The following is a 15,092-nucleotide window of genomic DNA, read 5'->3' as shown; positions in this document are numbered from 1 at the left end:
ACATTTACCATTTAACTTGATTTTTGGGGGGGGCGCCGCTGATCGCCCGCTCCCGCCCGCGCCGCCCCGGCGGCCCGCGGGGCCGCCGGCGCGGCTGGATGCTGCTCACGCAGGTGCTGGTCGCGGGCGCGATCGCCGCGCTCGGCTTCGTGTCGCCGCGCGATTCGATCTGGACGGTTGCCGCGCTCACGACGCTCGTCGCGTTCTTCGGCGCGAGCTCCGACATCGTGATCGACGCGTACCGCCGCGAGCTGCTGCGCGACACCGAGCAGGGCCTCGGCAACGCGGTGCACGTGAACGCGTACAAGCTCGCCGCGCTGATCCCCGGCTCGCTGGCGCTGATCCTGTCGGATCACATGCCGTGGGACGTCGTGTTCGCGATTACCGGCGCGTTCATGCTGCCGGGCATCCTGATGACGCTCGTCGTGCGCGAGCCCGAAGTGGTCGGCGCACCGCCGCGCAACCTGCGCGACGCGATCGTGCTGCCGTTCCGCGAATTCATCCAGCGCGACGGCTGGACCGGCGCGCTGCTCGTCATCGCGTTCATCTTCCTGTTCAAGATCGGCGACACGATGGCGACCACGCTGTCGACGTCGTTCTTTCTCGACATCGGCTTCACGCGCACCGAGATCGGCATCGTCGCGAAAACCACCGCGCTCGTCGCGAGCGTCGCCGGCGGCATCATCGGCGGCGTCTGGCTCGTGAAGATCGGCATCGGCCGCGGGCTGTGGATCTTCGGCGCGCTGCAGATGGTGTCGACGCTCGGCTTCGCGTGGCTCGCGCAGCTCGGCCCCGGTTCGCCCGTGCTCGCGGTGCTCTACGACTTCACCGTTTCGACGAGCCATGCGATCGCATCGGCGCTGTCGGTGTTCGGCATTGCCGTCGCGCCGCAATTCAGCCCGATGACGGTCGCGCTCGCGATCGTGTACGGCGTCGAAACCTTCACGACGGGCCTGACGATGGCGGCGTTCGTCGCGTATATCGCCAGCACGACCGACCCGCGCTACACGGCCACGCAGTTCGCGTTGTTCACGAGCCTCGCATCGGTGCCGCGCACGCTCGCATCGGCCGCGAGCGGCTTCATCGTCGCGAAGATCGGCTGGTTCGACTACTTCATCGTGTGCACCGCGCTCGCGATTCCCGGCATGCTGCTGCTGTTCAGGATCGCGCCGTGGAACGGTGCCGCACGCAACGGCGAGGCCAGCCGTGCTCAGTAACCGCCTGCACCGCGTCGCGCGCGTTACGGCTTCGCTGAGCGTCGGTGCCGCGGCACTCGCCGCGGGGTTCGCGCACGCGGCCGACGCCGGCGCGACCGCGGCGGGCTCCGCGCCGGCCGCTGCGCAGGCAACGTCATCCACGCCGGCGACTTCCGCCGCGCCCGTCCCGCCGTCCGCCGCCGAAGCCGCGCAGCCGACCGGCGCCGCCGTGTCGGCGAAGGCGTATACGCCGACGCCGCAGCAAGTTCGCTACGGCAACGAGATCGCGTTCCGTACGCTGCTTCCGTCGCCGCTGCTCGAGCAGCTCACCGGGAACGAATACGCGCAGATCGTGCAGGCGGCCGCCGACAGCAACCGTCTGCTCGGCGCGAACCAGCCGCGCGTGAAGCGCTTGCGCGCGATCGTCGCGAAGCTCGCGCCGTATTCGGTGAAGTGGAACGATCGCGTGAAGAACTGGGCGTGGGACGTCAACGTGATCCGCTCGCGCGACATCCGCCTGACCTGCCTGCCGGGCGGCAAGGTGCTCGTGTACGGCGGCCTGCTCGAGCGCATCCGCCTGAACGACGACGAACTCGGCGTGCTGCTCGCACACGGCATCGCGCACGCGCTGCGCGAACACGCGCGCAGCAACTTCAGCGCAACCTCGCAGACGTCGCTGCGCGCGGCTACGCTGCCGCCGCTGTTCGGCGTCGGCGATCCGCTGCCTCAGGCACTGAACCTCGGCGAGCGCCTGCAGGCGCTCCGTTACGACCCGACCGACGAGACCGAAGCCGACGTGATCGGCGGCGACATCGCCGCACGCGCGGGCTTCGATCCGCGCGCGGCGATCACGCTGTGGGACAAGCTCGCGGTCGCGACACGCGCGAACAAGGCGTCGGGCTTCATCTACACGCACCCGTACAGCACGGCCCGGCGCCAGGATCTGCTGAACCGCCTGCCGGACCTGATGCCGCTGTACGCGAAGGCTACGGCCAAGCGCATCGACACGCTGCCCGACTACGCGGGCATCAGCGCGCAGCGACGCAAGATCGTGCGGCGCTGAGCGGCGCGCGACGCCGATCGTCACGCGCCGACATCTGCCGCGGCCGGCTTGGCCGACGCTGCGCCCGCCGGACGGCTGCCGCTCTCGCGCATCCAGCGCACTTCGTCACCCGGGCTGCGGCCGAACAGCCGCTTGAACTCGCGGCTGAACTGCGACGCGCTCGCATAACCGACGCGGGCAGCGGCCGTGCCGGCGCCGACTCCGTCCTGCACCATCATCAGCCGCGCCTGATGCAGCCGCGCGGCTTTCACGTACTGCATCGGCGACGTCGCCGTCACGTGCTTGAACTGCGCGTGGAACACCGCGAGGCTCATCCCGGCCTCGCGCGCGAGCGTCTCGACGTCGAGGTCGGCCTTCAGGTCGACGTGAATGCGCCGCAGCGCCTTCGCGATGCGGCCGAAGTGATGCTGCTGCACGAGCGCCGCGCGGATCGCGTCGCCCTGCGCGCCCGTCAGCACGCGATACGCGATCTCGCGCATGATTGCCGGCCCCAGCACACACGTGTCGTGCGGCGACGCGAGCGCTTCGAGCAGCCGCACGACCGCGTCGGCCAGCGGCGCGTCGAGCGGCGTCGAATAGACGCCGAGCGGCTCGCTGGCGGCCGCGCCGAGCGTCTCGTCGAGCAGGATCGCGAGTTCGGCGATCACCGCGAGATCGACGCGGATCGAGATCGCGAGAAACGGCTCGTCCATGCTCGCGAAAGTCTCGCATTCGAACGGCAGCGGCACCGACAGCACCAGATACTGCTGCGCGTCGTAGACGAACGAGCGGTCGCCGAGATAACCGAGCTTGCGCCCCTGGCACACCACGATGATGCTCGGTTCGTACAGCACGGGCATGCGCGGCACGGGACGGCTCACGCGGATGAAGCGCACGCCGTCGAGCGCCGCGAGCGTGTCGCCCTCGTTCGGCGCGAGGCGCGTGTGCAGTTCGATCATGCGGCGCTGCACGCGCTCGCCCGTGTCGGCGAAAAGGGGTTGGAAGCTCATCGGCGCGGTCCTGTCCGGCAAGAGAATCTGGCTTGAAATGTAGCACCGTGAATGTGTTTTGACGGCCGTTCGCGTGCAATTCGAGAGGAATAGGCAAATCTTCCAGACCTTCGTGTATTTCGCCGCGGCGCCGCGCTCCTTACGATGACGTCCTGCCTCGCCGCATCGCCACATGATGCGACGGCAGTCTGTTTCGCCGGATGTTTTTCCCGGACAAGGAGCCCCCTGCATGAGCACCACCTACGCTTACGCGGCGACCGATTCGCAATCGCCGCTCGCCCCGTTCGAATTCCAGCGTCGCGCGCTGCGCGATCTCGACGTCCAGATCGACGTCCTCTACTGCGGCGTCTGCCACTCGGACCTGCACCAGGCACGCAACGAATGGCGCAACACGATCTACCCGGTCGTGCCGGGCCATGAAATCGTCGGCCGCGTGACCGCGACCGGCCCGCAGGTATCGCGCTTCAAGGTCGGCGAGCTGGTCGGCGTCGGTTGCCTCGTCGATTCGTGCCGCACCTGCGCGAGCTGCGCCGACGGCCTCGAGCAGTATTGCGAGAACGGCTTCGTCGGCACCTACAACGGCCAGGATCGCGTGACGGGCGACGTCACGTACGGCGGCTATTCGACGCAGCTCGTCGTCGACGAGGCGTTCGTGCTGCGCGTGCCGGAGACGCTCGACCCGGCCGGCGCCGCGCCGCTGCTGTGCGCGGGGATCACGACCTACTCGCCGCTGCGGCAGTGGAACGTCGGCCCCGGCAAGAAGGTCGGCATCGTCGGCCTCGGCGGCCTCGGCCACATGGGCGTGAAGCTGGCGCGTGCGATGGGCGCGCACGTCGTGCTGTTCACGACGTCGCCGTCGAAGATCGAGGACGGCAAGCGCGTCGGCGCGCACGAAGTCGTGATCTCGAAGGACGCAGCGCAGATGAACGCGCACCTGAACAGCTTCGACTTCATCCTGAACACCGTCGCCGCGCAGCACGACCTGAACCCGTTCCTGAACCTGCTGAAGCGCGACGGCACGATGACGCTCGTCGGCGCGCCGGAGCACGACCATCCGTCGCCGCAGGTGTTCAACCTGATCTTCAAGCGCCGCCGCCTCGCGGGCTCGCTGATCGGCGGGATCGCGGAAACGCAGGAAATGCTCGACTTCTGCGCGGAGCACGGCATCACGTCGGATATCGAAACGATCCCGATGCAGCAGATCAACGCGGCCTACGAGCGGATGCTGAAGAGCGACGTGAAGTACCGGTTCGTGGTGGACATGGCGTCCCTCAAGCAGTGAGCGCCGCCGGGCGGCGCGCACGATCGCCGCACCGGAGCAAAAACGAAACGGGCCGCATGTTCGACATGCGGCCCGTTTTGCATCCGGCGACCGGATGGTTCGACCGCTACGCGCGCTGCATAGCGCCGGCGGTCACTTCTTGTAGTCGTAGTCCACCGTCAGCGGCGCATGATCGCTGAACTTGATGTCCTTGAAGATCGACGTGCTTTTCGCGGTACCGGCCACGCCGGGCGTCGCGATCTGGTAGTCGATCCGCCACCCGACGTTCTTCGCGTACGCCTGGCCGCGGTTGCTCCACCACGTGTACTGCTCGGGGCGCTGGTCGAGCGTGCGGAACACGTCGACATAACCGACATCGTCGAACAGCTTCGTGAGCCACTCGCGTTCCTCCGGCAGGCAGCCCGAGTTCTTCTGGTTGCTCTTCCAGTTCTTGATGTCGATTTCCTTGTGGACGATGTTCACGTCGCCGCACAGGATCACTTCGCGCTTCTTCTTGAGCTGGGCGAGGTGCGGCATGAACTCGTCCATGAAGCGGTACTTCGCCTGCTGGCGCTCTTCGCCGCTCGAGCCGGACGGCACGTACACCGACACGACCGACAGCTTGCCGTAGCGCGCCTCGACGTAGCGCCCCTCGGCATCGAATTCGCTGCTGCCGAAACCGATGATCACGTCGTCGGGCTCGTGGCGGCTGTACACGCCCGCGCCGCTGTAGCCCTTCTTCTCGGCGTGGTGGAAATAGCTCCTGAAGCCGTGCGGCTCGACGAATTCGGTCGGCAGGTCGTCGGCCGATACCTTGATTTCCTGCACGCACACGCAATCGGCGTTCTGCTCGCCGAGCCAGTCGAAGAAGCCCTTCTTCGCGGCGGAGCGGATGCCGTTCAGGTTGGCGGTAATCACTCGCATCATGTCGGGTTCCGTTCAGTTCGATGTTTTACAGGGTGGCAGCTTAACGGATCTTCACGCCTTCGAGCTCGGGCTTCGGCGGCGGGAATTCCAGCTTCATGTCGGTCATCGTGCGCAGCAGCAGCTCGGCGATCATCACGTTGCGATGCGTCTTCGAGTCCGCCGGGATCACGTACCACGGCGCATGCTCGGCCGACGTCGCGGCGAGCGCGTCGCGGTACGCGGACTGGTACGCGTCCCAGTGCTTGCGCGCGTCGAGATCGGCGATGTCGAACTTCCAGTGCTTGGTCGGATCGTCGATGCGCGCCTGCAGCCGCTCGCGCTGCTCGTCCTTCGAGATGTGCAGGAAGCATTTGACGATCGTCGTGCCGTTCTCGAAGAGCATCGTCTCGAAATCGCGGATCTGCCGGTAGCGGCGCTCGCATTCCTTGCTGTCGATCGTATCGAGCACGCGCGGCACGAGCACGTCTTCATAGTGGCTGCGATTGAAGATCGCGAGCTCGCCCGCGGCCGGCACCTGCGCGTGCACGCGCCACAGGAAATCGTGCGCGGCTTCGATCGGCGTCGGCGCCTTGAACGACACGACGCGCAGGCCGAGCGGATCGACCTCGCGGAACACCGCGCGCACGGTGCCGTCCTTGCCGCTGGTATCCATCCCCTGCAGCACGAGCAGCACGCGCTTCTTCTGCTGCGTGTGCAGGCGTTCCTGCTGCACGTCGAGCTCGGTCGACACGGCCGACAGCCGTTCGCGGTCGGCTTCCTTCGAACCGGACGAGAACGGCTTCGCGGCCGGGTCGAACGCATCGAGCTTGAATGCGGCGGCTTCCTTCTCGCGCGTGCTATACGGCACGCGGAAATCGTCGAGCGACGGTTGTTTCGCCATTCGTTCCTCCGTTGGGCGGTGTGATGCATACGATAACGCATCCACCAAACGCGACGGGCCGCCCCGAACAGGTTCGGGGCGGCCCGTCGTCAAGCGCGGCTCAGGCGCGCGATCATGTTCAGCCGAGCTTCTTCTTCAGCAGTTCGTTGACCTGCTGCGGATTGGCCTTGCCCTTCGTCGCCTTCATCGCCTGGCCGATCAGCGCGTTGAACGCCTTTTCCTTGCCCGCGCGGAATTCCTCGACCGACTTCGCGTTCGCCGCGAGCACCTCGTCGATGATCGCTTCCAGCGCGCCGGTGTCGGAGATCTGCTTCAGCCCCTTCGCGTCGATGATGCGGTCGGCCGCGCCTTCGTCGTCCGCCTTCTCGTCCCAGATCGTCGCGAAGATTTCCTTCGCGATCTTGTTCGAGATCGTGCCGTCGGCGATGCGCTGCAGCACGAGTGCAAGCTGGGCCGCCGACACCGGAATCGCGTCGATCTCGATGCCGTCGCGGTTCAGTTGCGACGACACGTCGCCCATCAGCCAGTTCGCGGCGATCTTCGCGTTCGCGGCGCCGGCCTTCGCGACCACGGCCTCGAAATACGCGGCCATCGCCTTGCTCGACGTCAGCACGCCCGCGTCGTACGCGGACACGCCGTACTGCTCGACGAAGCGCTGCTGCATCGCGGCCGGCAGCTCGGGCATCCCGGACTGCACGCGCTCGATCCAGTCCTGGCCGATCACGAGCGGCATCAGGTCGGGGTCGGGGAAGTAGCGGTAGTCGTGCGCGTCTTCCTTGCTGCGCATCGAACGCGTCTCGCGCTTGTCCGGATCGTAGAGCCGGGTTTCCTGCACGACTTCGCCGCCGTCCTCGATCAGCTCGATCTGGCGTCGCACTTCGTAGTTGATCGCTTCCTCGAGGAACCGGAACGAGTTCAGGTTCTTGATTTCCGCGCGCGTGCCGAACTTCTCCTGGCCGACCGGGCGCACCGACACGTTCGCGTCGCAGCGGAACGAGCCTTCCTGCATGTTGCCGTCGCAGATGCCGAGCCACACGACGAGGCCGTGCAGCGCCTTCGCATAGGCCACGGCCTCGGCCGCGCTGCGCATTTCCGGCTCGGTGACGATCTCGAGCAGCGGCGTGCCCGCGCGGTTCAGGTCGATCCCCGTCATCCCGGCGAAGTCTTCATGCAGCGACTTGCCCGCATCTTCCTCGAGGTGCGCGCGGGTCAGGTTGACCGTCTTCTCGTACGCCGGCTTGCCGGCCTTTTCGTTGGCCGGCACCTGGATCGTGATCGAGCCGCCCTGCACGACCGGGATCTCGTACTGGCTGATCTGATAGCCCTTCGGCAGATCCGGGTAGAAATAATTCTTGCGCGCGAAGATGCTGCGCGGCGCGATGGTCGAGCCGATCGCGAGGCCGAAGCGGATCGCGCGTTCGACCGCGCCGCGGTTCAGCACCGGCAGCACGCCCGGCAGTGCCAGGTCGACCGGGCACGCCTGCGTGTTCGGCTCGGCGCCGAACTGCGTCGACGCACCCGAGAAAATCTTCGAGACGGTCGACAGTTGCGCGTGCGTCTCGAGACCGATAACGACTTCCCATTGAGTCATGGTGCTTACACTCCTGCCGGAACTTGCTTGTGCCAGTCGGTCGCGCGCTGGAACGCGTCGGCAACCTGCAGCATGCGGGCTTCGTTGAAATAGTTGCCGATGATCTGCAGGCCGACCGGGCGCTTCGCGTTCGCGCCCGCGCCGAAGCCGCACGGCACGCTCATGCCGGGCAGGCCGGCGAGGCTCACCGACAGCGTGTAGATATCCGCGAGATACATCTGCACCGGATCGTCGCCCTTCGCGCCGAGATCCCATGCGACCGTCGGCGATGCCGGGCCCATGATCACGTCGCAGGACTTGAACGCTTCCTGGAAATCCTGCGCGATGATGCGGCGGATCTTCTGCGCCTGCAGGTAGTACGCGTCGTAGTAGCCGTGCGACAGCACGTACGCGCCGACGAGAATCCGGCGCTTCACCTCGGGGCCGAAGCCTTCGGCGCGCGACTTCTTGTACATGTCGAGCAGGTCGCCGTACTGCGCGGCGCGATGGCCGAAGCGCACGCCGTCGAAACGCGACAGGTTCGACGACGCCTCGGCCGGCGCGATCACGTAGTACACGGGGATCGACAGTTCCGTCTTCGGCAGCGACACGGGCACGAGCGTCGCGCCGAGCGCTTCATATTGCTTCAGTGCCGCGTCGATCGCCGCGCGCACGTCGTCGGCGAGACCGTCGCCGAAATACTCGTTCGGCAGGCCGATGCGCAGGCCCGCGAGCGGCTGGCCCGCATCGTTGCCGGCCGCCCACGGCTGGCCGAGGTGGCGCGTGAAATCCTCGTCGTCGCGCTCGAGGCTCGTCGAGTCGCGCTCGTCGAAACCGGCCATCGCGTTCAGCAGCAGCGCGCAGTCGGACGCGCTCTGCGCCATCGGGCCGCCCTGGTCGAGCGACGACGCGAACGCGATCATCCCGTAGCGCGACACGCGGCCGTAGGTTGGCTTGATGCCCGTCACGCCCGCGAACGACGCGGGCTGGCGAATCGAGCCGCCGGTGTCGGTGCCGGTCGCGGCCGGCGCGAGGCGCGCGGCGACCGCGGCCGAGCTGCCGCCCGAGCTGCCGCCCGGCACCGCGTTCGTGTCCCACGGGTTCTTCACCGCGCCGAACGCCGAGTTCTCGTTCGACGAGCCCATCGCGAACTCGTCCATGTTGGTCTTGCCGAGCGTGACCATGCCGGCCGCCTGCAGGCGGGCGACGACGGTCGCGTCGAACGGGCTTTCATAATTCGCGAGCATCTTCGAGCCGGCGGTCGAGCGCCAGCCGCGCGTGACGAACACATCCTTGTGCGCGATCGGCAGGCCGGTCAGCGCGCCGCCCGCGCCGCGCGCGAGCTCGGCATCGGCGGCTTTCGCCTGCGCGAGGGTCAGATCGGCGTCGACGTGGACGAACGCGTTCAGGCCGCGCGCGGCGTCGATCCGTTTCAGGTAGTGCTGCGCGAGCTCGACGGCCGAGCATTCCTTGGCGGCGAGCGCGGCGCGCAGTTCGGTCAGGCTTTTTGCGTGCATTGAGTGGTTTTCCTGGGAATTCTGGGTGGCGCGCGGCGCTGGCCGGCGCGCTTGTCGTCGAATGCTTACTCGATCACCTTCGGCACGAGATAGAGGCCGTCCTGGACGGCCGGCGCCGGGCGCTGGTTGTCGTCGCGATGGACGATTTCCGTCACGGCGTCGTCGCGCAGGCGCTGCGCGACTTCCTGGATCTGTTCGATCGGGTGGGCGAGCGGCGCGATGCCGGCGGTGTCGACCGCCTGCATCTGCTCGACGAGGCCGAAGAATTCATTGAGCTGGCCGAGCATGTGCTCGGCGTCGGCGTCGGCCATTTCGAGTCGCGCCAGGTGCGCGATGCGTTTCACATCGGTCAGGGTCAGGGCCATGCGATCACCGGAAAAAACAAGGCTGTGCAGCGCATCGAAAGCAGCGCTGCTGCGGGGGGTTGGAGGGTGCGATCCCACCCTCAAAAATCGGGACCGAAGCGGCAAAAATACCGCCCGTTTCGATTCAAATACCGTGAAATTATAAGGTATCATTACGCGTTCGACCCAAACCCGGCAGCCTTTTCCCGCACCGTTTCGCCCCGCTTCGGCAAGCCGTGCGTGCTTCGTGCGATCCCCGGTAGACATCACTCGCAGCTTCGTGCGCCGCGGCGGTCGCTTCCGCCACGCTTCCCGAGGCTGTTATTTTTTCCGCTGCCCGCCCTCAGCGTTCGCTATGCAGGGCCGGCCCAGAGCGAAACAGGATTCTGAATGTTCGGTTTTTTGCGCAGCTACTTCTCCAACGATCTCGCGATCGATCTCGGCACCGCAAACACCCTGATCTACATGCGCGGCAAGGGCATCGTGCTCGATGAACCGTCCGTCGTGTCGATTCGTCAGGAAGGCGGCCCCAACGGCAAGAAGACGATCCAGGCGGTCGGCAAGGAAGCCAAGCAGATGCTCGGCAAGGTGCCGGGCAACATCGAGGCGATCCGCCCGATGAAGGACGGCGTGATCGCCGACTTCACCGTCACCGAGCAAATGATCAAGCAGTTCATCAAGACGGCGCACGAGTCGCGCATGTTCTCGCCGTCGCCGCGCATCATCATCTGCGTGCCGTGCGGCTCGACCCAGGTCGAGCGCCGCGCGATCAAGGAAGCCGCGCACGGCGCCGGCGCATCGCAGGTCTACCTGATCGAGGAGCCGATGGCGGCCGCGATCGGCGCGGGCCTGCCGGTGTCGGAAGCCACTGGCTCGATGGTCGTCGACATCGGCGGCGGCACGACGGAAGTCGGCGTGATCTCGCTCGGCGGCATCGTATACAAGGGCTCGGTGCGCGTCGGCGGCGACAAGTTCGACGAGGCGATCGTCAACTACATCCGCCGCAACTACGGGATGCTGATCGGCGAACAAACGGCCGAGGCGATCAAGAAGGAAATCGGCTCCGCGTTCCCGGGCTCCGAAGTCAAGGAAATGGAAGTGAAGGGCCGCAACCTGTCGGAAGGCATTCCGCGCAGCTTCACGATCTCCAGCAACGAAATCCTCGAAGCGCTGACCGATCCGCTGAACCAGATCGTGTCGTCGGTGAAGATCGCGCTCGAACAAACGCCGCCGGAACTCGGCGCCGACATCGCCGAACGCGGGATGATGCTGACGGGCGGCGGCGCGCTGCTGCGCGACCTCGACCGCCTGCTCGCGGAAGAAACCGGCCTGCCGGTGCTCGTCGCGGAAGATCCGCTCACCTGCGTCGTGCGCGGTTCGGGCATGGCGCTCGAGCGCATGGACAAGCTCGGCAGCATCTTCTCGTACGAGTGATCGTCTAAGCTGTTTCGTTGATATGACGCACCTGCGGCGTGGCCGGATCGCTCGTTCAGAACGAACCGCCGCGCCGTTCGCGCGTCTGAGCATCATTTAACCGATCACACGCGCCCGGCGCCGACCATGGAATACAGTCCGCCGCCCCTCTTCAAGCAAGGTCCGCCCGCGCTCGCGCGGCTCATCTTCTTCGTTGCCCTCGCCATCGCGCTCCTCGTGTCGGACGCGCGCTTCAGCACGCTCGAAATCCTGCGCGGCGTGCTCGGCACCGTGCTCTATCCGCTGCAGCGCGTGGCGCTCGTGCCGCGCGACCTGTTCATGGGCGCGGCCGACATCGCTGTCACCGGCGCATCGCTGCGCCACGAGAACGACAACCTCCGCAAGCGCAACCTGCAACTGTCGACGCAGGCCAACCAGGCCGCCGTGCTCGCGCAGGAAAACATGCACCTGCGCGCGGTGCTCGAGCTGCGCCAGCACATCGCGACGCAATCGACGCCGGTCGAGATCCAGTACGACACGAGCGATCCGTTCACGCAGAAGATCGTGGTCGGGCAAGGTTCGCAGCAGGGCATCCAGAACGGCGCGCCCGTGGTCAGCGAGGACGGCGTGGTCGGTCAGGTCACGCGCGTGTTCCCGCTGCAGTCCGAAGTCACGCTGGTCACCGACCGCGATCTCGCGATTCCGGTGCAGGTGCTGCGCACCGGCCTGCGCAGCGTGATCTACGGCACGCCGAAGGGCGATTCGCTCGACCTGCGCTTCGTGCCGACGAGCGCGGATCTCCTCGCCGGCGACGAGCTCGTCACGAGCGGCCTCGACGGCGTCTATCCGCCCGGCCTGCCGGTCGCGAAGGTCGCGCGCGTCGACAAGCTCGCCGATACCGCATTCGCACGCGTGACCTGCGCGCCGGTCGCGGCCGTGCGCGGCGCGCGCCAGATGCTCGTGCTGCATTACCAGCACGACATCCCGCCGCGCCCGGCCGAGCTCGAACCGGCCGCCGACAAGAACGCGAAGGGCGGCAAGAAGGGCGCGAAAGCCGCCGCGAAGGGCGAGAAAGCCGACAAGGCCGACGCGAACGCGAAACCGGCAGCCGCGGCCCAGCCGGGCGCGAAGCCCGCGCCGGCCGCGCCCGCCGCTGCACCCGCGAAGCCCGCGGCCGGGCAACCAGGAGCCCAGCGATGAACCGCCCGCAATACATCCTGCAGCCGGTCAATCCGTACTTCATCGTCTTCAGCCTCGCCGCCGCATTCCTGCTGAACCTGATGCCGTGGGGCCGCCTGCCCGGCGTGCCCGACTTCGTCGCGCTCGTGCTGCTGTTCTGGAACATCCACCAGCCGCGCAAGGTCGGGATGGGCGTCGCGTTCGCGCTCGGCATCCTGATGGACGTGCATGACGCGGGGCTGCTTGGCGAGCACGCGCTCGCCTATACGCTGCTGTCGTACGGTGCGATCACGATCCACCGCCGCGTGCTGTGGATGCCGATCGGCGTGCAGGTGCTGTATGTCACGCCGCTGCTCGTCGTCGCGCAGCTCGTGCCGTTCGTGATCCGTCTCTTGATGGGCGCCGCGTTCCCGGGCTGGCGCTACCTGGTCGACGGCTTCGTCGAGGCCGCGCTGTGGCCGATCGCGAGCCACCTGCTGCTGATGCCGCAACGTCGCCCGGTCGATCCGGACGACACGCGCCCCATCTGAGCCGGACGACCTTGAATACCCGCCGCCCCCAAACCCGCCGCGCGCCGCGCTCCGGGGCGGCACCTTGCCCGCCCGCGCGCGGGTCGGATAGACGCTCAACCGCATGACCGAATTCAACGACACCCAACAGCAGCTCTCGAAGTTCCGCCTGCGCGTCGCGGCGGCGGGCGTGTTCGTGTTCGTCTGCTTCGGGCTGCTCGCGAGCCGCTTCTTCTACCTGCAGCTGATGCAGCACGGCAAATACGCGCTGCAGGCAGAGGAAAACCGCATCTCGGTCGCGCCGATCGTGCCGAACCGCGGGATCATCACCGACCGCAACGGCGTGATCCTCGCGAAGAACTATTCGGCGTATACGCTCGAGATCACGCCGTCGAAGCTCGACGACACGCTCGACAACACGATCGACAAGCTGTCCGAGATCGTCCCGATCGACGCACGCGACCGCCGCCGCTTCAAGAAACTGCAGGAAGACTCGAAGAACTTCGAGAGCCTGCCGATCCGCACGCGGCTCACCGACGCGGAAGTCGCGCGCTTCACCGCGCAGCGCTTCCGCTTCCCCGGCGTCGACGTGCGCGCGCGGCTGTTCCGCCAATATCCGCTCGGCACGACGGCCGCACACGTGATCGGCTACATCGGCCGGATCTCGAAGCGCGACCAGGATCGCATCGACGCGATGAGCGACGACAACGACAGCGACCAGGAAAACTACGATCCGCGCCGCGACGCGAACAACTACAAGGGCACCGACTACATCGGCAAGATCGGCGTCGAGCAGAGCTACGAGACCGAGCTGCACGGGCTGACCGGCTTCGAGGAAGTCGAGGTGACGGCCGGCGGCCGGCCCGTGCGCACGCTGTCGCGCACGCAGGCGACGCCCGGCAACAACCTCGTGCTGTCGCTCGACATCGGGTTGCAGCAGGTTGCAGAGCAGGCGTTCGCCGGCAAGCGCGGCGCGCTCGTCGCGATCGAGCCGAAGACGGGCGACGTGCTCGCGTTCGTGTCGTCGCCGAGCTTCGACCCGAATTCGTTCGTCGACGGCATCGACCAGCAGACCTGGGACGAGCTGAACAACTCGACCGACAAGCCGCTCCTGAACCGTCCGCTGCACGGCACCTACCCGCCCGGCTCGACGTACAAGCCGTTCATGGCGCTCGCGGGCCTGACGCTCGGCAAGCGCTCGCCGGGCTGGGGGTTCCAGGATCCCGGCTACTTCACGTTCGGCGGCCACACGTTCCGCAACGACGTGCGCTCGGGCCAGGGCTGGGTCGACATGAACAAGGCGATCATGGTGTCGAACGACACCTACTTCTACATGCTCGCGCGCGACCTCGGCGTGAACGCGATCGCGAACTTCATGAAGCCGTTCGGCTTCGGCCAGATCACCGGGATCGACATCCAGGGCGAAGCGCGCGGGATCCTGCCATCGACCGACTGGAAGAAGAAGGCGTTCAAGAAAGCCGCGCAGCAGAAGTGGTTCGACGGCGAGACGATCAGCCTCGGGATCGGCCAGGGCTACAACTCGTTCACGATCCTGCAGCTCGCGCACGCAACCGCGACGCTCGCGAACAACGGCATCGTGATGAAGCCGCACCTCGTGAAGGAAGTCGAGGATCCGATCACGCGCGGGCGCCGCCTGACCGTGCCGAAGGAAAGTGAAACGATCCCGCTCAAGCAAGCCGACATCGACGTCGTGAAGCGCGGGATGGAGAACGTGATCGAGAACCCGTCCGGCACCGCTTACAAGGTGTTCCGCGGCGTGCCGTATCTCGCCGCCGGCAAGACCGGTACCGCTCAGGTGTTTTCGCTGCAGGGCTCCAACTACAAGGGCCACCTGCTCGCCGAGCATCTGCGCGACCACGCGCTGTTCATCGCGTACGCGCCGGTCGACCATCCGCAGATCGCCTTGGCGCTGGTCGTCGAGAACGGCGGCTGGGGCGCGCAGGCCGCGGGCCCGATCGCGCGCCGCGTGCTCGACTTCTTCCTCGTCGAGCGCCAGAACCCGCAGAACGAAGCCGCGGCCGTGGCTGCCGCGGCGTCGGCGACCGAACCCGTCAATGCACCGGTGATCGGCGATGCGAACAAGCCCGCCGCCGTCGCGGCCGGCTTCAAGACGCTGCCGCAGCCCGTCGTGCCGACCGCGGCCAGCGCGGCGGATGCGGCATCGGCCGCGTCGGCGCCCGATGCGTCGGGTGCGGCCGGTGCAAACGCAGCGCAGCCGGCGAG

At 67.1% G+C, this 15,092-nt stretch carries 12 protein-coding genes and 1 pseudogene; 7 read left to right on the top strand and 6 right to left on the bottom strand.

Going from position 1 to position 15,092, the window contains the following annotated elements:
- Window positions 1-32: 32 nt before the first annotated feature.
- A pseudogene (locus ACPUER_RS33995) lies at window positions 33-1,217 on the top strand (AmpG family muropeptide MFS transporter); the annotation flags it as partial.
- Complete coding sequence (locus ACPUER_RS33990) at window positions 1,207-2,259, top strand: M48 family metallopeptidase (protein WP_175963299.1); 1,053 nt, start codon at window positions 1,207-1,209, stop codon at window positions 2,257-2,259. The pseudogene ACPUER_RS33995 and the gene ACPUER_RS33990, both read left to right, overlap by 11 nt.
- Before the next feature lie 20 nt (window positions 2,260-2,279).
- Here ACPUER_RS33990 and ACPUER_RS33985 read toward each other — a convergent pair whose 3' ends face one another.
- Window positions 2,280-3,248 (bottom strand): AraC family transcriptional regulator, encoded by a 969-nt coding sequence (locus ACPUER_RS33985; RefSeq protein ID WP_175963298.1) that lies wholly within the window; start codon window positions 3,246-3,248, stop codon window positions 2,280-2,282.
- 229 nt (window positions 3,249-3,477) lie between these two features.
- Here ACPUER_RS33985 and ACPUER_RS33980 point away from each other — a divergent pair, with 229 nt between their 5' ends.
- Window positions 3,478-4,530 (top strand): NAD(P)-dependent alcohol dehydrogenase, encoded by a 1,053-nt coding sequence (locus ACPUER_RS33980; RefSeq protein ID WP_425133229.1) that lies wholly within the window; start codon window positions 3,478-3,480, stop codon window positions 4,528-4,530.
- 132 nt (window positions 4,531-4,662) lie between these two features.
- On the opposite strand, the gene ACPUER_RS33975 is transcribed toward ACPUER_RS33980, so the two are convergent.
- From ACPUER_RS33975 to gatC, 5 genes are all read right to left on the bottom strand, one after another.
- Window positions 4,663-5,436, bottom strand: coding sequence for an exodeoxyribonuclease III (locus ACPUER_RS33975; protein ID WP_175963296.1), 774 nt, complete (start codon window positions 5,434-5,436; stop codon window positions 4,663-4,665).
- Between the two features lie 40 nt (window positions 5,437-5,476).
- Window positions 5,477-6,316: a polyphosphate kinase 2 family protein gene (locus tag ACPUER_RS33970; protein ID WP_175963295.1), complete on the bottom strand. Its 840-nt coding sequence runs from the start codon at window positions 6,314-6,316 to the stop codon at window positions 5,477-5,479.
- 118 nt (window positions 6,317-6,434) lie between these two features.
- A complete protein-coding gene (gatB, locus tag ACPUER_RS33965) occupies window positions 6,435-7,907 on the bottom strand; it encodes an Asp-tRNA(Asn)/Glu-tRNA(Gln) amidotransferase subunit GatB (RefSeq protein ID WP_425133228.1) in 1,473 nt (490 codons plus the stop codon).
- 5 nt (window positions 7,908-7,912) lie between these two features.
- On the bottom strand, window positions 7,913-9,403 hold the full coding sequence (gene gatA, locus ACPUER_RS33960; protein WP_425133227.1) for an Asp-tRNA(Asn)/Glu-tRNA(Gln) amidotransferase subunit GatA: 1,491 nt from the start codon (window positions 9,401-9,403) through the stop codon (window positions 7,913-7,915).
- 65 nt (window positions 9,404-9,468) lie between these two features.
- Window positions 9,469-9,768, bottom strand: a complete 300-nt coding sequence (gene gatC / locus ACPUER_RS33955; protein WP_072437604.1) for an Asp-tRNA(Asn)/Glu-tRNA(Gln) amidotransferase subunit GatC — start codon at window positions 9,766-9,768, stop codon at window positions 9,469-9,471.
- A 369-nt stretch (window positions 9,769-10,137) separates the two neighbouring features.
- Here gatC and ACPUER_RS33950 point away from each other — a divergent pair, with 369 nt between their 5' ends.
- The 4 genes from ACPUER_RS33950 to mrdA form a co-directional block, all read left to right on the top strand.
- The gene (locus tag ACPUER_RS33950; protein ID WP_004189550.1) at window positions 10,138-11,181 is read left to right on the top strand and encodes a rod shape-determining protein; all 1,044 of its coding nucleotides are present in this window, start codon (window positions 10,138-10,140) and stop codon (window positions 11,179-11,181) included.
- A gap of 126 nt (window positions 11,182-11,307) precedes the next feature.
- Window positions 11,308-12,360 (top strand): rod shape-determining protein MreC, encoded by a 1,053-nt coding sequence (gene mreC / locus ACPUER_RS33945; protein WP_425133226.1) that lies wholly within the window; start codon window positions 11,308-11,310, stop codon window positions 12,358-12,360.
- Window positions 12,357-12,869 (top strand): rod shape-determining protein MreD, encoded by a 513-nt coding sequence (mreD, locus tag ACPUER_RS33940; RefSeq protein WP_006482567.1) that lies wholly within the window; start codon window positions 12,357-12,359, stop codon window positions 12,867-12,869. The genes mreC and mreD overlap by 4 nt, the downstream gene beginning before the upstream one ends.
- Before the next feature lie 103 nt (window positions 12,870-12,972).
- A partial coding sequence (mrdA, locus tag ACPUER_RS33935) for a penicillin-binding protein 2 (protein WP_425133225.1) occupies window positions 12,973-15,092 on the top strand: 2,120 nt, incomplete at its 3' end.

This window comes from Burkholderia sp. DN3021, assembly GCF_049805555.1.
GTDB lineage: Bacteria > Pseudomonadota > Gammaproteobacteria > Burkholderiales > Burkholderiaceae > Burkholderia > Burkholderia pyrrocinia_C.
The sequence above is the reverse complement of the archived record's forward strand: the minus strand, read 5'-3'. Positions and strand labels throughout refer to the sequence as shown.